14 protein-coding genes and 1 tRNA gene are annotated in these 18,130 nt (G+C 65.1%); 8 read left to right on the top strand and 7 right to left on the bottom strand.

All coding sequences use genetic code 11. From position 1 onward, the window contains the following. On the bottom strand, window positions 1–1,641 hold a 1,641-nt coding region (locus tag VN047_RS03895), incomplete at its 3' end, for a proline dehydrogenase family protein (RefSeq protein WP_325540217.1). A gap of 124 nt (window positions 1,642–1,765) precedes the next feature. Here VN047_RS03895 and VN047_RS03890 point away from each other — a divergent pair. Further along, window positions 1,766–2,209, top strand: a complete 444-nt coding sequence (locus VN047_RS03890; protein ID WP_325540215.1) for an Lrp/AsnC family transcriptional regulator — start codon at window positions 1,766–1,768, stop codon at window positions 2,207–2,209. 48 nt (window positions 2,210–2,257) lie between these two features. Further along, a tRNA-Gly gene (locus tag VN047_RS03885) sits at window positions 2,258–2,331 on the top strand. Between the two features lie 73 nt (window positions 2,332–2,404). On the opposite strand, the gene VN047_RS03880 is transcribed toward VN047_RS03885, so the two are convergent. After that, on the bottom strand, window positions 2,405–3,181 hold the full coding sequence (locus tag VN047_RS03880; RefSeq protein WP_325540213.1) for a transglutaminase family protein: 777 nt from the start codon (window positions 3,179–3,181) through the stop codon (window positions 2,405–2,407). Between the two features lie 60 nt (window positions 3,182–3,241). Between VN047_RS03880 and VN047_RS03875 the strand changes: the two genes are divergently transcribed. Next, window positions 3,242–4,495: an MFS transporter gene (locus tag VN047_RS03875; RefSeq protein ID WP_325540211.1), complete on the top strand. Its 1,254-nt coding sequence runs from the start codon at window positions 3,242–3,244 to the stop codon at window positions 4,493–4,495. On the opposite strand, the gene VN047_RS03870 is transcribed toward VN047_RS03875, so the two are convergent. Continuing rightward, window positions 4,468–5,229, bottom strand: coding sequence for a competence/damage-inducible protein A (locus tag VN047_RS03870; RefSeq protein ID WP_325540209.1), 762 nt, complete (start codon window positions 5,227–5,229; stop codon window positions 4,468–4,470). The two genes, VN047_RS03875 and VN047_RS03870, sit on opposite strands and share 28 nt — an antisense overlap. A 101-nt stretch (window positions 5,230–5,330) precedes the next feature. Between VN047_RS03870 and VN047_RS03865 the strand changes: the two genes are divergently transcribed. After that, entirely contained in the window at window positions 5,331–5,966 is a 636-nt protein-coding gene (locus VN047_RS03865; RefSeq protein WP_325540207.1) for a glutathione S-transferase family protein, read from the top strand. A gap of 715 nt (window positions 5,967–6,681) precedes the next feature. Further along, window positions 6,682–8,055: a M20/M25/M40 family metallo-hydrolase gene (locus VN047_RS03860; RefSeq protein WP_325540205.1), complete on the top strand. Its 1,374-nt coding sequence runs from the start codon at window positions 6,682–6,684 to the stop codon at window positions 8,053–8,055. A gap of 45 nt (window positions 8,056–8,100) precedes the next feature. Here the strand turns inward: VN047_RS03860 and VN047_RS03855 are convergent, their stop codons facing one another. Further along, window positions 8,101–8,691, bottom strand: a complete 591-nt coding sequence (locus tag VN047_RS03855) for a TetR/AcrR family transcriptional regulator (RefSeq protein WP_325540203.1) — start codon at window positions 8,689–8,691, stop codon at window positions 8,101–8,103. 33 nt (window positions 8,692–8,724) lie between these two features. Between VN047_RS03855 and VN047_RS03850 the strand changes: the two genes are divergently transcribed. The 3 genes from VN047_RS03850 to VN047_RS03840 are packed head-to-tail and all read left to right on the top strand — an operon-like array spanning window position 8,725 to window position 12,709. Further along, window positions 8,725–9,891 (top strand): aromatic ring-hydroxylating dioxygenase subunit alpha, encoded by a 1,167-nt coding sequence (locus VN047_RS03850; RefSeq protein ID WP_325540201.1) that lies wholly within the window; start codon window positions 8,725–8,727, stop codon window positions 9,889–9,891. Then, on the top strand, window positions 9,888–11,108 hold the full coding sequence (locus VN047_RS03845) for an FAD-dependent oxidoreductase (protein ID WP_325540199.1): 1,221 nt from the start codon (window positions 9,888–9,890) through the stop codon (window positions 11,106–11,108). The genes VN047_RS03850 and VN047_RS03845 overlap by 4 nt, the downstream gene beginning before the upstream one ends. Then, window positions 11,105–12,709 (top strand): NAD(P)/FAD-dependent oxidoreductase, encoded by a 1,605-nt coding sequence (locus tag VN047_RS03840; protein WP_325540197.1) that lies wholly within the window; start codon window positions 11,105–11,107, stop codon window positions 12,707–12,709. The genes VN047_RS03845 and VN047_RS03840 overlap by 4 nt, the downstream gene beginning before the upstream one ends. Here VN047_RS03840 and VN047_RS03835 read toward each other — a convergent pair. From VN047_RS03835 to VN047_RS03825, 3 genes are all read right to left on the bottom strand, one after another. Next, a complete protein-coding gene (locus tag VN047_RS03835; RefSeq protein WP_325540195.1) occupies window positions 12,671–14,017 on the bottom strand; it encodes an APC family permease in 1,347 nt (448 codons plus the stop codon). The two genes, VN047_RS03840 and VN047_RS03835, sit on opposite strands and share 39 nt — an antisense overlap. 4 nt (window positions 14,018–14,021) lie before the next feature. Continuing rightward, window positions 14,022–16,394 carry a TonB-dependent receptor gene (locus VN047_RS03830; protein ID WP_325540193.1) on the bottom strand — a complete coding sequence of 791 codons (2,373 nt, stop codon included), beginning with the start codon at window positions 16,392–16,394 and terminating at the stop codon, window positions 14,022–14,024. A 142-nt stretch (window positions 16,395–16,536) separates the two neighbouring features. Further along, window positions 16,537–18,129 (bottom strand): tetratricopeptide repeat-containing sulfotransferase family protein, encoded by a 1,593-nt coding sequence (locus tag VN047_RS03825; protein ID WP_325540191.1) that lies wholly within the window; start codon window positions 18,127–18,129, stop codon window positions 16,537–16,539. Window position 18,130: the final 1 nt, after the last annotated feature.

Here is an 18,130-nt window from a genome sequence, read left to right as displayed (position 1 = left end):
GATCGGCGCCGCGACACGGTCACTGCGACGCGACGCACCGATCGCGGCGGCGAGCGCTTCTGGCACACCCGGTTCGCCCAGGTCGTAGCCGCGCGAGTTGCGCCGCACGGGATCGAAAAGGCCAAGCCCGGTCGCGATGTCGGGCGCCGCGGTGCTCGCGACGCTGCGCGGATCGACCGCAAGCTGTTCGGCGGTGACGTCGGGGTCGGAGAACTGGTGGACGAAGCTGGAGTTCGCGCCATTTTCGAGCAGGCGGCGGACGAGATAGGCCAGCAGGTCGCGGTGCGTGCCGACGGGCGCATAGACGCGCACCGGGCGCGGCGGCGGGAAGAGCGCGACAAGGGCGTCATGCGCCCCCTCGCCCATGCCGTGCAGCCGCTGCAGTTCGTAATCGGCGCCGGCGAACAGCTCCGAAACGAACGCAAGCGTCATTGCATTGTGGCTGGCGAAGGCAGGGTAAATGCAATCCTGACAATCGCGAAGCAGCTGGACGCAGCGCATATAGTTGAGATCGGTGTGCAGCTTCGCGGTGAAGACCGGAAAGTCGCCGAGCCCCAGCGTCTGCGCCCGCTTGATCTCGGTATCCCAATAGGCGCCCTTGACGAGGCGCATCGACAGCTTGGCGCCGCGCGCCCGGGCGCGGTTCGCGAGCCATTCGATCACCGCCGGCGCACGCTTCTGATAGGCCTGGATCACGATGCCGAGCCCGGTCCAGCCATCGGCGACCCCGGCGTCGAGCAGGGCCGCGAACACGTCCATATGCGGTTCGAGCCGGTCGCTTTCCTCGGCGTCGATCATCAGCGGGATATTCACCGCACGCGCCGCCTTGGCGAGCTCGATCACCTGCGGCACCAGTTCACCGACGACGCGTTCGTGCTGCAGATATTCGTAGCGCGGATGCAGCGCCGAAAGCTTGATCGAGATACCGTGGTTGGCGTGCGGGTCGCCGGGCTTCGCACCCTTTCCGATCCGCGCAATGGCGTTGGCATAGCTGTCGTAATAGCGCGCGGCATCCCCGGCGGTGCGGGCCGCCTCGCCGAGCATGTCGAAGCTCGCGAGTTCGGATTTCTCCTTGTCGGCGCGCTTGACCGCGGCGTCGATCGTCTCGCCCATCACGAACTGCTGACCGAGCAGTTTCATCGCGGCGAGCGCCGCCTGGCGGATCACCGGCTCGCCCGAGCGGCGAATCATCGACTTGAGCAAGGTGAGCGGGTTTGCCTTGCTGCCCATCGCGTCGAGCATCAGCGTCGCCGAGCCGAGCGAGAGGCCGCGCGCCGAGAGCGCGACGATCAGCGGGCTGTCGTCATCGTCGCCCTCGGCCCAGTGGCGGCCGGCGATCTTGTCGCGGATCAGCGCGTTGGCGGTTGCGCTGTCGGGAACGCGCAGCAGCGCCTCGGCGAGGCACATCAGCACGACGCCTTCCTCGGTCGAGAGGCGGTAGCGGTTCATCAGCTGCGCGACGAGCGTCTCGCGCTCGCCTTCGGCCTTCGCCTTGCGGATCAGCGCGAGGCCGCGCCGGGTCACGGCGTCGATGCTCGCCGTCGAAGCGGCAAGGGCGGTGCGCAGGCCGGCGACGATGTCGGCTTCGGCGCGGCGGGCGATGGCGCGGACGGGGGCGCGGTCAGGTGCGGATTCGGTCATGCCGCGTCCTACCGCATGAAACTCCGGCAATGCGCCTTCATATGGGCCAAAAAAACTATCTTTTGACCTCATTCACCGCAGAATGTAGTCGAAACATATGAACAGAGACGCATCAGCAGCCCAAATGGACGATTTCGATCGAAAAATCCTTGCAGTTCTGCGAAAAGACGGCCGCATCACCTTCACCGATCTCGCCGAACAGGTCGGCCTCTCGAAAACCCCCTGCCAGCAACGGGTGAAACGGCTGGTGCAGAGCGGGGTCATCATGGGGTTCCGCGCGATCGTCGACCCCGCCAAGGTCGGGCTCGATCATGTCGCCTTCACCGAAGTGAAGCTGTCGGACACGCGCGAGACGGCGCTCAAGGAATTCAATGCGGCGGTCCGCCAGATACCCGAAGTGGAGGAGTGCCACATGATCGCGAGCAGCTTCGACTATCTGCTCAAGGTCCGTACCGCCGACATCCGCCGCTACCGCATCATCTTGGGCGAGAAGATTTCGAGCCTGCCGCACGTCGCGAACACCTCGACCTTTGTCGCGATGGAGACGATCAGGGAAACGGCGCGCTGACGCAAGGATTGACCGCTGTCCGCGCCTGTGCCAATCGCACGGCCCCGGGCGGGTGTAGCTCAATGGTAGAGCAGAAGCTTCCCAAGCTTACGACGAGGGTTCGATTCCCTTCACCCGCTCCAGCTTTCGCAGCGATTTGGCGGAGCTGGATTGCGACCGGCGAAAGCCGGGCCGACCTCGCGCAGCGCGGACCGTCTACGCCCTTTCCACCGTCACCGACTGATCGATCAACAGGATCTCGCGATAGGCGGTGAGGAAGGCGATGTCGGCGGCGTCGCGGCCGGTGCAGATGCGCGCCGTTTCGGCCGGAAGCGTCATCCCCGTCGCGTCGACCATGTGCCAGTCGCCGTCCAGATAGACTTCGGCGACGGCGTGGAAATCCTGCGGTGCGACGCGGAGGGCATAGACGCTGGCCATGCGCGCGGGGATGTGCGCGGCGCGGGCGAGCGCGATCATGACGTGCGCATAGTCGCGGCATACGCCGCGCCGTTCGACGAAGCTGTCGAGCGCGCCGGTTTCGCTGTTGCTCGCCCCCGAAACATAGGTGAAGCGGCTTTCGATCCAGTCGCGCATCCGGCCGATTTTCTCGCCGCCCTCGATCTCGCCGAAGCGCCGGTCGACGAAGGCGTGGAACTTGTTCGACGGACAATAGCGCGATTCGTTGAGATAGGGGACCGCGCTGGCCGGAAGACGGTGGAGCGGCACCGCCGCGAGCGAGCGGAAATCGACCGCCGGCCGGTCGACCTCGACCAGCGTCCGATATCGGGCGCGGAGCGTGCCCTCGCCGCGCAGCCATATCGGCTCGCAGACGCCCCCCGATGCGGGAACGCGGGCCAGCAGCTCGGGCGCGCCGAGGTCGAGCGAGGCGTCCAGAACGCGCTGTCCGTGCCCGTCGGCCGCTTCGATCTGAAGCATCAGGTCGACCGGTTCGGGCAGCCGGTAATTTAGGGAGGCGGAAATTTCGAGTTTCATCTATCGGCAACGCATGAAGGAAGGATCGGTGGCGCTAGTGACGACAGGGGTAAAGAACAAGTGACGGCGGCGCGGACCATCCCGTTCATCGTGGCGACCATCTTCATGGATGCGGTCGGTTTCGGTATCATCATGCCGGTGCTGCCGCAGCTGGTGATGGAGGTCGGCCGGATTGACCTGCCCCACGCGATCGAGGTCGGGGCATGGATCGGTCTCGTCATGGCGATCGCAACCTTTATCGCCTCGCCGGTCCTTGGCAACCTGTCCGACCATTTCGGACGGCGTCGCGTGCTCCTGCTCGCGCTCGGCGGGCTGGCGGTCGACTATGCACTGCTCACGATCGTCCAGACTCTGCCGTGGCTGTTCATCGCGCGCGCGCTGTCGGGCATTTTCGGCGGCAGCTACGCCGCGGCGCAGGCGGCGATCGCCGACATCACGAAACCCGAGGAGCGCGCGCGCAACTTCGGCTTCGTCGGTGCGGCGTTCGGCGTCGGCTTCGTCGCGGGACCGGCGATCGGGGGGCTGCTGGGCGAGATCGGCCCGCGCGCGCCGTTCGTTGCCGCCGCGATCCTCGCCGCGGCGAACATGCTCTATGGCCTCTTCATCTTTCCCGAAACGCTGCCGCCCGAACGCCGCCGTGCCTTCGACTGGCGCCGCGCCAACCCGCTCGGCGCGTGGAAGACGATGCGCGGGCTCCCCGGCATGGACGGCGTCGCGGGCGTGCTGGTGCTGTGGCAGATCGCCAGCCTCGTCTATCCGATGACGTGGAGCTTCTATTGCATCGCGCAGCTCGGCTGGACCCCGGGGATGATCGGCGCGAGCCTCGCCGCGGTCGGGGTGATGATCGCGCTCGGCCAGGTCTTCGTCGTCGGCCCCGCGGTCGCGCGGTTCGGCGAACGCGATGCGGCGACGCTTGGCATCCTCGTCGCGGTCGCCGTCTATGTGGGCTACGCCTTCACCACCTCGACGATCGGCGCCTTCCTGCTGCTGATCCCCATCGCATTGCAGGCGCCCGTGCAGCCATCGCTGATGGCGATGATGTCGCGCCGCGCGACTGCCGAGACGCAGGGCGAGGTACAGGGGATCTCGGCGATGGCGATGGGGCTGGGTCAGCTCGTCGCGCCGCTGCTGCTTACCGGCACGATGGCCTATTTTACCGCCGACAAGGCACCAGTGCACTTCCCGGGCGCCGCCTTCGTCGTTGCTGCGATCTTCGGCCTGTTCGCGATCGCGATGCTCCGGCGTCTGCCGCGTGCGACGCGGAACAGCGACGACGGGCCGGCCGATCAGATGCCGCCGTCGGTCACGGTATAGCCAAGCGCTTCGAAACCGGCGGTCAGCATTGCGACGCACGCCGCCACCTCGGCGCCGTCGGTCGAGCGGATGACGAAATTTGCCCCGACCTTGCCGTCGCGAAAGAAAGGATAGCTGCCGATCGCGACCCCCGGATGATCCTTTTCACCCAGCCGGAGCAGGTCGGCAATCTCGCTTTCGGGCGCCCACGCGCCGATCGTGTGCGCGACGAGCGGCTTGCCGCCTTCGAGTTCGCCGGTCAGCGCGTCGAGCATGCCCGCAGTGATGTGCGGCACCCCGGCCATGACGAACAGATTGCCGATGCGGATGCCAGGGGCGCCCGACATGCGGTTGGGGATCAGCTCGGCGCCGTCGGGAGTGCGCGCCATGCGCAGCCGCGCTTCGGTCAGTTCGCTACCGCGCGCGCTGTAATAGCGTTCGAGGATCGCGCGCGCATCGGGATGGACGATGACGCCGACGCCCAGCGCCTTGGCCACCGCATCGACGGTGATGTCGTCGTGCGTCGGGCCGATGCCACCAGTCGTGAAGACATAGTCATAGCGCGCGCGGATCGCGTTCAGCGCCTCGACGATCTCGATCTCGACGTCGGGGACGATGCGCACCTCGCGCAGCCGGATACCTTGCACGTCGAGCCAGGTCGCGATCTGGGCAACATTCTTGTCCTGCGTGCGGCCCGAGAGAATTTCGTCGCCGATCACCAGCACGGCGGCAGTCCATATGCGTTCGTCGCTCATATCCTTGCCTTAGCTGCGAACGATGACAAAACAAGCCCGCTGGAAGCCGGGCCATGTTCCTGTTATGTTCGAATTGCGAATCGAAGCAAGGGAGAAGCGCGATGGCCGGTGAACTGATTTTCTATACCAATCCGATGTCGCGGGGCCAGATTGTCCGCTGGATGCTCGAAGAGGTCGGCGCGCCATATGAGCCGCGTATTCTCGACTATGGCACGACGATGAAGGACGACGCCTATCGGGCGATCAATCCGATGGGCAAGGTCCCGGCGGTCGTCCACGACGGCAAGGTCATCACCGAATGCGCGGCGATCTGCGCCTATCTGGCCGATGCCTTTCCGCAAGCCGGTCTGGCGCCCGATACGGACGATCGCGCCGATTATTATCGCTGGCTTTTCTTTACCGCGGGCCCGGTCGAACAGGCGATCACCGCAAAGCATTTCGGGGTCGAACCCGATGTGGATCAACAGCGCATGGCGGGGTTCGGATCGCTTCCCGCTGCGCTCGATACGCTCGAAAGCGCGGTCGCGGGCAAGGCGTTCGTCGCGGGCGACCGCTTCAGCGCTGCGGACGTCTATGTCGGCAGCCAGATCGACTGGGGGCTGCAGTTCGGCACCATAGCGTCGCGCCCGGCGTTCGAGGCCTATGTCGCGCCGCTGCGCGAGCGCGCGGCGTACCAGCGTGCCAAGGCGATAGACAACGGCTTGATCGCCGAAATGCAGGCCGCGAATCCGGGCTGATCGCGGGCGCGCCTTCGGCTTGGCGCAGGCCGTCGCGGATGTGGGTTTCGGGGTGGGAAGCGGACTGGCAGCTATCAACCCAATAGATCGACGTTGAGACATTCTCGCGTGACGATCGCGCTAAGTCGTGCCACACCGATCTGATGACGGTATCTTTTTTTATGGGCACCTCGCTCAAAGATCGAGTCATTGCCGGTGGGATCATTATCATCCCCCTTGCCACGTTGGCACTTTTGGCGGCGATATTCTTACGTCCGGAGCCCATCGATCAACAGGCGGTATGGGGATGCTACGTCGCGGTCGGCGCACCTGCTCTGCGTGTTGAAGCAAATAGAATACATATTCTCGACGGAACGCACCGTTCGATGAGCTATGTCGCGGAGCATCAGAGACGATATCTCTTGACGGTGCAGCCAGCCCTCCAGCTCAGTCCCTCCACAGGTGGTAGCTACAGCTTCGTGAACGGCCGGGGCACAGGTTATTTCTGGCCACTTTTGGCCGAAGCTTCCGACGATCTGCGAGGGGTTAGTTCTCCCCAAGACTTTGGCGGACGACTTGGGCTCGTAGCAGCGGATGGGACGACCATAGTCTACGTCCGCTCTGAAAGCGATGATGCCTGTAGCTAATCGTCCGCAATCGGTCGAAACCTACCGTCGCACATACGGCGATTTTGCAGCTTGCCGTCCGTATACGATAAAGCTTAGGCATGTCGTCCATGCGCATGCCTATCGCCCCGCTCGTTCTCGCCGCCGCCATGCTGGCCGCCGCGCCCGTCCACGCCAAGCCGGCCGATGCCGAAACCGCGAAGAAAATCCTGAAGGACAGTATCGCGATCCCGACGGTCGAGGGGCGCGGGCAGGTGCCCAGGCTCGCAGCCTATTATGCGAGCGTGCTGAAAGCGGCAGGCTATTCCGACAGCGACATCGAGATCACGCCGATCGGCGAAACCGCGACCTTCGCGGCGACACTCGCGGGAACGGGCAAGGGCAAGCCGATCGTGCTGCTGGGCCATATGGACGTCGTCGAGGCCGACCCCAAGGACTGGACGCGCGACCCGTTCGTGCCGGTCGAGGAGAACGGCTATATCTTCGGCCGCGGGTCGGAGGACAACAAGTTCGACGTCTCGATGATGGTTGCGACGATGGCGCAGCTCAAAAAGGATGGTTTCAAGCCGAAGCGCTCGATCATCCTCCTGCTCTCGGGCGACGAGGAAACCTCGATGGTGACGACGCGCGCGCTCGCGGCAAAATACAAGGGTGCCGAATTTGCATTGAACGGCGACGGCGGCGGCGGGCTGATCGGCGAGGACGGCAAGCCCAAATATTACGGGCTGCAGGCTGGCGAGAAGACCTATGCCGACTTCACTCTCGAAGTGACCAATCCCGGCGGGCACAGCTCGCGCCCCTCGGACACCAATGCGATCGTCCAGCTGTCGAACGCGCTGGCCAAGGTCGGCGCCTGGCGCTTCACGCCGCAGCAGAACGAACTGACGAAGGTCGGCATGCCGATCGTCGCCGATCAGGTCGGCGGCGATATCGGCGCATCGCTCAAGGCATTCGCGGCCAACCCTGCCGACGCGAAAGCCATCGCCGCGATCCGCGCCGACCCCGAATATATCGGCCAGATCGGCACCACCTGTGTGCCGACGCTGGTGAAGGGCGGGCACGCTGAAAACGCGCTTCCTCAAAGGGCCACCGCGAACATCAACTGCCGCATCTTCCCCGGTGTCCCGGTCGAAACGGTGCGCGCCGAACTCGAAAAGGTGATTGCCGACCCCGCGGTGAAGGTGAACACCGATCCCGACGCCAGCGCGAGCGACGCCTCGCCGCTGCGTCCGGATGTCGTCGCGGCGGTGACGAAGGCGGTGCATGCGCGCGCGCCGGGCCTGCCGATCATCCCGTCGATGAGCGCGGGCGCCACCGACAGCTACCATTTCCGCATCCAGGGCGTGCCGAGCTATGGCGTTGCGGGTCTCTTTTCGAAGGCGAGCGACAGCTTTGCGCACGGGCTCAACGAGCGCGCGCCCGTCGATGCGATAGCCCCCGCGCTCGCGCACTGGGACAGCCTGCTGCGCGATTTGTCGAAATAGGGCGGAAATGAAGAAAGTCGCTCCCGCCTTCGCGGGGGTAACGGGCTAAACCAGCGCCGCGACAGCGCGTTCGATCATCGCCACCGCCGCTTCGGCACCGAAGCTTCCGGGGTCGAGCGACAGTTCGAGCCACAGCCCGTCGACCATCGCGGTCAGCATGATCGCAAGCCGTCCGGCGTCGGCCGCACCGCATGCGGTGAGCAACTCGCCGAGCCGTTCGCGATAGCCTGCGTAACTTTCCGCGTGAATGCCGGCCATGCGCGCATCATTTCGTGACAGCGCCCAGAACGCGGTCCACGCGCCCAGCAGTTCGGGGTCGGTCACCGGCGGACGGAAGCTTGCGGTCAGATAGGCCAGCAGCCGGGCGCGGGGCTCGGAACCCGCGGCCTCGACCGCGCCTGCGAAAATCGCATCCATCCGGTCGCTCGTCGCCGCGTAAGTTGCCGCCACCAGATCGTCTATTCCCGCGAAATAATGCCGCAGCAACCCGGACGAAACACCCGCCTTCGCGCAGATCGCGCGGACATTGGTGCCGGCCAAACCATGTTCGGCGAGCACAGCTGCGGTCGCCTCGATCAGGTCCGCCCGGCGGGCGTCGGCGCTTTCGCGCGTAAAGGCTTGGCGAGCGGCGGTCATATTGTTATACGTATGTATAACAAGGAACGAACCATGGCAACTGCACCGCTTCGCGATTCGAACATCGACCCGCTCGACGGCTGGTCGCTGCCGGCATGGACATACAGCGATCCCGATTTCCACGCGGCGGAAATGGAACGGATTTTCCGTCCGAGCTGGCAGGTCGTCTGCCACGACAGCGACATTCCGAACCCCGGCGACTGGCACAGCATCGACTATTGCGGCGAGAGCGTGATCCTGGTGCGCGGCACCGACCGGACCGTGCGCGCCTTCACCAATGTCTGCCGCCACCGCGGCTCGCGCCTCGTCGATGGCGCGGCGGGCTGCGCGAAGAAGCTGGTCTGCCCCTATCATGCCTGGACCTACGAGCTCGACGGCCGGCTGACCGGGGTGCCCGATAGCGCGAGCTATCCGACGCTCGACAAGAACAAGGCAGGGCTCGTCCCGGTCGGCCTCGAACAATGGCGCGGCTTCTGGTTCGTGCGGATCAAAGACGATGGCGGTCCGTCGGTCGCATCGATGATGGCGCCTTACGAGGCGCAGGTCGCGCCGTACCGCTTCGAGGAATTCGGCGCGCTCGGCCGCGTCACGCTGCGCCCGCGCGAGGTCAACTGGAAGAATGTCGGCGACAATTATTCGGACGGCCTCCACATCCCCGTCGCGCACCCCGGCCTCACCCGCCTGTTCGGCAAAAGCTATGGCGTCGAGGCCGAGGACAATGTCGACCGCATGTGGGGCGATCTGATCGACCGGCCGTCGGTCAACTGGTCCGAACGCATGTACCAGCGGCTGCTGCCGCCCGTTCCGCATCTTCCGCAAGCGAACCAGCGCCACTGGCTCTATTTCAAGCTGTGGCCGAATGTCGCTTTCGACATCTATCCCGACCAGGTCGATTTCATGCAGTGGCTGCCGACCGGCCCGACGACCTGCCTGATCCGCGAGATTTCCTATGTCCTTCCCGATGAGCGTCGCGAGATGAAGGCCGCGCGCTACCTCAACTGGCGCATCAACCGGCAGGTCAATGTCGAGGACACCGAGCTGATCACGCGTGTCCAGATGGGGATGCAGTCGAAAAGCTTCACCATAGGGCCGCTCAGCGACAAGGAGGTGTGCCTCAAGCATTTCTGCTCGCGGATGCGCGACATCATCCCCGAAGCGCGGCTTGAGTACGCGCCGGCGCCGGGATGGAGCCGCCGTTGAGCGGCGACGCGCCCGTGGTGATCGTCGGCGGTGGACCCGCCGGCATGGTCGCGGGGCTGCTCTTCGCGCGTGCCGGGGTGCGCGTGACCGTGCTCGAAAAGCACGCCGACTTCCTCCGCGATTTCCGCGGCGACACGGTGCATCCCTCGACGCTCGAGTTGTTCAACGAGATCGGGCTGCTGGGCGAACTGCTCAAGGAACCGCACGCCGCGATCGACACGATGACGCTCAACCTGCTGGGCGGGCGCTATACGATCGCGACGATGAAGCATCTGCCCGTCGCAGCGCGCTTTGTCGCGATGATGCCGCAATGGGATCTGCTCGATTTCATCGCCGGGCAGGGGAAGCGCTATCCGACCTTCGACCTGCGCATGTCGACCGAGGCGACCGGGCTGACCCATGACGACGCGGGCCGCGTCAACGGCGTGACGCTCGCGAGCGGCGAAACCTTGCCCGCCCGGCTCGTCATCGCCGCCGACGGGCGCCGTTCGGTGCTGCGCGATGCCGCAAAATTGCCGCTCGAAGATCTTGGCGCGCCAATGGACGTGCTGTGGTTCCGCGTTCCCGTTCCCGCGGGCATGGATATGTCCGAGGTCGCGCTCGGCACGATCGACAAGGGCGGGATGGTGGTCGCAATCCCGCGCGGCGATTATTGGCAGTGCGCACAGGTGATCGAAAAGGGCGGCTTTCCGGCGATCGAGGCGCGGGGAATTGCCGCCTTCCGCAACAATGTCGTTGGTCTCGTCCCCGGCCTCGCTGCGGGCATCGATGCGATTGCCGGCTTCAACGACGTGAAATTGCTCTCGGTCGCGCTCGACCGGCTGACGCGCTGGTCGCGCCCCGGCCTGCTCGCGATCGGCGATGCCGCGCACGCGATGTCGCCGGTCGGCGGCGTCGGCATCAACCTTGCGGTGCAGGATGCGGTCGCCGCCGCGAACATCCTCGCCGCCCCGCTCGCCGCCGGCACCGATCCCGATCCGCTACTCGCCAAGGTGCAGGAACGCCGCTGGAAACCCACAACGCGGATGCAGGGCCTCCAGCGTTTTGCGCATCAGCGGGTGATCGAACCGATGCTGCGCGGTGCAATCACCCGCGTGCCCCTCGCGGTGCGCCTGCTCGACGCCATTCCGCTGCTCCGCCGCATTCCCGGCCGCGTCCTCGGCCTTGGGTTCGGCCGCCAGCATGTCCAATCCCCGCTCGCGAAAGAGTTTTCATGACCAAAGCCTATGACGCCCTGATTATCGGCGCCGGCCACAACGGCCTCGTCTGCGCCTTCTATCTCGCCAAGGCGGGGCTGAAGGTGCGCATCGTCGAAGCGCGCGACGCCGTCGGCGGCGCCGCGGTGACCGAGGAATTCGCGCCGGGTTTCCGCAACTCGGTCGCGAGCTACACGGTCAGCCTGCTCCAGCCCAAGGTGATCGCCGACATGAAGCTCGCCGATCATGGCTATCGCGTCATCGAACGGCCGATCAGCAATTTCCTGCCGCAGGAGGACGGCGGCTACCTCAAGCTCGGCGGCGGACTCGAACGCACGCAGGCCGAATTCCGCAAGTTCAGCAATCGCGACGCCGAAGTGCTGCCCGCTTATTATGACGCGCTCGAAAATGTCGCCGAACTGCTCCGCGACCTCGCGCTCCGCGTACCGCCGAACGTCGGCGAAGGCCTGCGCACGCTGTTCGACGGCGCGCGGCAGGGGCGCCGCTTTGCGGGGCTCAGTCTCGAGCAGCAGCGCGACGTGCTCGACCTGTTCACCAAATCGGCGCGCACGATGCTCGACAGCTGGTTCGAAAGCGAAGCGGTCAAGGCCGCATTCGGTTTCGACGCGGTCGTCGGCAATTATGCCAGCCCCGACACGCCGGGCAGCGCCTATGTCCTGCTCCACCACGTCTTTGGCGAAGTGAATGGCAAGAAGGGCGCGTGGGGACACAGCGTCGGCGGGATGGGCAAAATCACCGAGATCATGGCAAAGGTTTGCCGCGACCTCGGCGTCGAGATCAGCCTCGAAAGCCCGGTTGCGAAGGTGCTCGTCGACGGCGGCAAGGCGGTCGGGGTCAAGCTTGTCGGCGGCGAGGAGATCGCGGCGACGCGCGTGATCGCCAACGTCGGGCCGAAGCTGCTTTACGAACGGATGATGGACGCATCCGATCTGCCCGCAGGTTACGAACGCCGCATCAAGGGTTTCAAGGCGGGCAGCGGCACCTTCCGCATGAACGTCGCGCTTTCGGAACTGCCGAAATTCACCTGTTTGCCGGAACCCGGCGAACATCATCAGTCGGGGATCATCCTCGCGCCGACGCTCAACTATATGGACCGCGCCTTCCTCGACGCGAAGCAGCATGGCTGGTCGAAGGCGCCGATCGTCGAGATGCTGATCCCGTCGACCGTCGACGACAGCCTCGCACCCGAGGGCTGCCACGTCGCGAGCCTCTTCTGCCAGCAGTTCGCGCCCGAGCTTCCGGACGGGCGCGACTGGGATGATGAAGAGGAAGCCGCCGCCGACAGCATCATCGACACAGTCGAAAAACATGCGCCGGGTTTCCGCGCGAGCATCATCGCGCAGACGCGGCTTTCGCCCAAAGGGCTCGAACGCAAGTTCGGGCTTGTCGGCGGCGACATCATGCACGGCAATATGAGCCTCGACCAGCTTTGGTCGGCGCGCCCCGTCCTCGGCAACGGCGGATATCGCGGGCCGGTAAAGGGCCTCTACATGTGCGGCGCGGGCACGCATCCGGGCGGCGGTGTCACCGGCGCGCCGGGACACAATGCCGCCGAGGTGATCCTACGCGACCGGGGTTTCTTCGCGCCGAAGTGGCGCTGAGCGGCGCATCAGAAAATATATAGGGAGGCCCGCGGCGGTCATGACGAGGCTCCACAGACTGGCTTCGATCCCGGCGCCGTAGAAGGCCCAGCAGCTATAGGCGAAGCCCGCGATCGTCGCGGCGGCGAAGCCCGCCGAGACCTTGATCGTGCCCTGCCGTTCGAGGACCAGCGCCGCGAGCGAGCCGACGATATAGAGGATGATCGCGGTCGAGGTCGTCACCTTGACCATGAAGGCGAAGAGATCGGCAAGCCCGCGCGAGTAATTGGCATAGACAATCATGCTTGCGAGTCCGCTGGACACGATCTGGGTGACCCATGGCGAAGCAAATTTATTGTCGCGGGCGAACGCGGCGGGAAGCAGCCGTCGGTGCGCAAGGTCGCGCGGAATATCGCCCTGCAGCAACACGAAACCGTTGAGCGCGCCAAGCGCGGCGATCGCGGCGAACAGTGCGACGATATCGCCCGCCGCCGGACTGACGAGCCGCGAAAAGAAGGTCGCATAGGCAGCGTTCGACTGGTGCAGCGTTTCGATCGGCACCAACAGCGTCACCATCGTGCACGACAGCAGATAGAGGAGGCCGACCGCCGCTGCCGCGATCACCGTCGCGCGAGGAATAGTGCTTTCGGGATCCTTGACGCGATCGCTGACGACGCAAGCGCTCTCGAAACCGAGCAGCGCGAACAACGTCAGCGTCGCCGCCGAGCTCACGCCCGACAGACTGACCGGTTCGGTGCCTGCCATCGTAGGCGGCGGTGCCGCGCCGGTGCCAAGCGCCCAGATCCCGACGAGCACGGCGCCGACGACGGGGATCAGCTTGAGCCCGAGCGTGAGGAGTTGCGCGCCGCCTGCGCGGCGGACGCCCAACAGGTTGACGAGCGTGAAGAACCAGATGCAGCCTATCGCAATCCACGCTGGCGCTGCGCCCTTCTCGCCGAGCCAGGGCATCAGGATCGACATGTTGCTGATCGCCGCGACCGCCAGCGTTGCCACCACGGTCCAGCAGCTGATCCAGTAACTCCATGCGACGATGAAGCCGGTTCCGGGACCGAAAGCCGAGGCAGCATAGGTAAAGGCGGCACAGCCTTCGGGTAGCCTGCGTGCGAGCCGCGCGAACACTACTGCAAGGCACAGGGTGCCCGCGATCGAGACACCCCACCCGATAATCGCGTTCCAGCCGAGCGGCGCCAGATCGCGCGGGAGAAGGAAGACCCCCGACCCGATCATGTTTCCCATGCCGAGCGCGATGCACATCAAAAGGCCGAGCTTTTGGCCCGGCCTTTCGCTGTTGGTGATGATATCGGTCACCCGGTCAGAAATCCTTGCTGACCTTGATCCCGATCAGGCGCGGCCGGATGACATTGTCGTAGAAGACACCGCCATTGGCTGTGTCGCCACCGGCGTCGCCGCAGATCGATTCGCCACACTGGACCGCGCTGTTGATCACCCCGCGGCTGTCGAACAGGTTCGTCGCGAACAATTCGGCGCCCCACCCTTCGCCCTTCACGCCGACGCTGAAATCGGCGGTCGTGTAGGCTTTGAAATTGCCGACGATATCGTTTTCGGCGGTGCGCAGGTCGGAACGCCGCTTGCCGATATGATTGACTGCGAACTGGACGTGCCCGTCCAGCCCGCTGATCGGGAATTCATAGCGCGCGACGGCATTGCCCTTGAACTTCGCGGTGACCGGCAGCCGCGATCCTGCCGGCGCCAGTTCGCTGTTGTCCGGCGTCGTGCAATCGAAAGCAGCATTGGCGATCGCACAGAAATCGCGGCGGATGGTCGCGTCGTTGTAGCTGGCGCCCATGCCGAGCGAGAATCCGCCCGAACGATAGCTGACATCGGCCTCGACCCCGCGGATGCGCGCGATGCCCGCGTTGCGGACTTCGCTGAGGCCGTTGGCGCCGAGGAAGGAAAGCTGGATGTTGTTCCAGTCCTCCTGATAGACGGCGCCGTTGAAGCGAACCGGGCCAAAGCTGGTCTTCCACCCCAGTTCATAATTGTCGAGCGTGTCCGAACCATAGGGCGGCAGCGAGCCGCGCCGGTTGATCCCGCCGGGACGGAAGCCGCGCGACCAGGTCGCATACATCATCACATCGTCGGTGAACTTGTACGTCAGGTTCAGCTTGTGGATGAAGTCGGTCTTTTTCGTCCGTTTGTCGAGGTTGGTGCAGGGCGAACCGGCGACGATCGCCGGCCCTTGGCACGCATAGACCGGATTGGTGCTGTAACCCGGATTGCTGTAGCCGAAAAAGCCGACGAGGCTGTTGTCGAACTTGTACACGCGGCCGCCGCCGGTCAGCGTCAGCTTGTCGGTGATATCGAAGCTGAGCTCGCCAAAGGCGGCATAATCGCGGTCGACGCGCAGCTGCTTGGTCAGCCAGATATTGTCGACGGTGCCCGGGACCTGCAAATTGTCGGCGAGATCGTCGATGACATAATGCTGCTCGATATTGTGCGACTGGCGTTGCCAGAACAGCCCGCCGATAAAGCGGATACGCGCGTCGGCCGGCGACGCGACGCGAATTTCGCCGAAACTGCGCCGATACCGGTCGATCCCCTGGATATACTGGTTCGGGCTGATCAGGTCGCCATCATTGTCGATCAGTTTAACCCCGGAGCCATAGAGCGCGTCGTAGAAATAAGCGTAGTCCGAATAGTCGCTGTCGGTCAGCGTCTTGCGGCGAAGGTGGCCGCCGGTCGCGGTCAGGTCCCAGTTGCCGATCTTGCCCTCGATCGTCATCGCGGCCTGGATCCACTTATCGTCGCTGCGTTCGGGATTATATTGGACGGTCTGGAGGCTGCGGTCGACTGCGCTCGATCGCTCCTGGGCAAAGCTGCCGTTCGCTTTCTGGATCTGGCCCATCAGCGTCGGGCGGATCGTCCAGTCGTCGTTGAGTTCGATGCCGAGCGCAAGACGTGCGCCATAGGTATCGACGTCGTTATAATCCTTTTCGACCAGATCGGCGTTGTCCTGCGTGATGCCGCTGGTGGGATAGGTGCGGCTGCCCGCGATATTGTCGATATAACCCGCATCGTGCCGGTACCAGCCGACGAGGCGCAGCGCGGCGCGCTCGCTGAGCGCGAGATTGACGAAGCCTTCCGCGACCCCGCCGACGCCGCCCCGCGACACGGTGTTGAGCTCGAGCCCGGCCGAACCATAAGTGCCGCTCGTATCGGGCTTGTTGGTGACGAGCTTGATCGTCCCCGCCATCGAGCTTGCGCCGTAAAGCGTGCCCTGCGGCCCTGCGAGCGCCTCGACCCGCGCGAGGTCATAGGCATGGATGTCGAGCGCGCCCTGGATGGTCGTGATCGGCATTTCATCGAGATAGGTGCCGACCGTCGGCAGCGAGGTCGAATGGTTGGCGTTCTCGCCCGACGCGACACCGCGGAAATAGACCTGGCTGAACCCGGGCGCGAGCGTCTGGATCGTTACCGATGGCAGGAATTTGACGACGTCCTGGAATTCCTTGACCTGCAATTCCTGAAGCCGCTCGGTGCCGATCGCGGTGATCGCGAGCGGGACGTCCTGCAGATTTTCCTCGCGTTTGGATGCCGTGACGACAATGTCGCGATCGTCGTCGGTATTGCGTTGCTGCGCGAGCGCTGTGCCCGACGTGCACAGGATTGTGCTGCCGAGAAGAAATGCACCGCTTTTGGTCAGTACTGCCGATAGTTTCCGCATGGAAATCCCCCTTCGATGACAGTCGTGTGACGGAGCATGACGCGGCGCGGCGCAAGCGCAAGCATTGTTGGTGCAGCACCGCGTGCGTTGGTCGAAAATGTCGTGGGCTGTTGCCCAAAGGCAACGTTTTGTCGCGTGGGATTCAGGGGTATTCCGCAGGGACGGCAGGATAGGCGTCGAGGACGGGGCCGAGCGCCTGCTTGAGCGGATCCAGCCATGCCTCATAGGGCTGCCACTGGCCCACACCGTCGCGGTTGATCGGACGGCGCACCTGCTCGCTCGACGCGGTGCGCACCGCGCGCGCATTGGTGTGAAACGCCATGCAGGCATCCTCGAACGGCTGGTTCAGAAATGCGAGCATCGCGCGCACCTCGGCCTCGGGATCATCGAGCAGCGCCTCGTGGATCACGCGGTGGACGCGGCCGGGCTGTACTGCATCCAGATGCGCCATCAGACGGACATAGTCGCGGTAATAGGCGCCGATGTCGGAAAGGCCGTAGCTGAACGCCTGTCCCTTCGCATAATGCTGGCGGAAATTCGAAAAGCAGCAGTCAAGCGGATGGCGCCGCGCGTCGATGATCTTCGCATTGGGCAAGATCAGCCGGATGAACGCAGTATAGAGCCAGTTGTTCGGCAGCTTGTCGATATAGAAGGGCTTGGCGGTCTTGCGCTGCACCGCCGTGCGCTGGAGGAAGGCGGCGCCGAGTTCGGCCAGCTGGCTGTGCGGTGCATCGGCCAGCGCCTCGATCCAGCGCCGGCCGTCGTCCTTCGCGTCGCGGCCGAGGCCGAGCGCGAGCGCGGGGATGTCGGGCAGTTCCATCGTCCCCTCGATCGCCGAATGGCAGCTAAGGATCTGTTCGACCAGCGTCGATCCGGCGCGCGGCATGCCGAGGATGAAGACGGGGTCGGGCGCCGGATCGCCCGCGCCGGCGCGCGCGGCGAAGAATCCGGGGGTGCAGGCGGCGATTATCGCATCGACCGCGGCGCTGGTTTCGGCGGCGCGATAGTCGAGCTGGCCCGAACGGATCGCATTGCCGGCGGCATAATGACGAAACGCGGGTTCGGGTTCGCCCGCATCGTCATAGGCTTTGCCGAGCGCGAAATGCAGGTGCAGCCGGTCGTCTGCGCGCGCCTCGCCGCCGGACCCGGCCGCAACGAGCGCGTCCTGCATCGCGCCGCGGTCGCGGGCATCGAAACGGATCGTCTTGAGGTTCGCGAGGCTCCACCAGATTTCGCCAAGCCCGGGTTCGGCGGCGAGCCCGCGGCGATAGGCGGCGACGCTGTCGTCCTGTCGCCCGACCGTTTTCAGCATATGGCCATAGCTCATCCACAGCTTGGCGTGACCCGGGAAGCGGCGTGTGAGTTCCGCGTAAAGCGCGAGCGCCTCGTCATAGCCGCCGATCCGGCCGAGCGCGGCGGCGCGCAGGTTCGCGTGCGCGGGATTGTCGGGATCGTCACCGAGTACCGCATCCAGCGTTTCCGCGGCCTCGGCAAAACGGTTCTGCTTGTAATAGACCGTCGCGAGGTTGGCGCGCGCGGCGCCGAATCCGGGCGCGAGCTGCAACGCGCGCGACAGCAGCTTTTCGGCATCGTCATAGCGGCCGATACGTCCTGCGACTTCGGCGAGCATGCGGATCGCCGCGACGTCGGTCGCATCCTCGCGCAGCCGCTGGCGCAGCGCAGCCTCGGCATCGGGAAGCCGGTCCTCGGCGAGCGCGAGCGCCGCCGTGACCATC

Source organism: Sphingopyxis sp. (assembly GCF_035565275.1).
Classification (GTDB): domain Bacteria; phylum Pseudomonadota; class Alphaproteobacteria; order Sphingomonadales; family Sphingomonadaceae; genus Sphingopyxis.
Note: the sequence above shows the minus strand (reverse complement) of the source record. Positions and strands in the feature narration are given on the sequence as shown.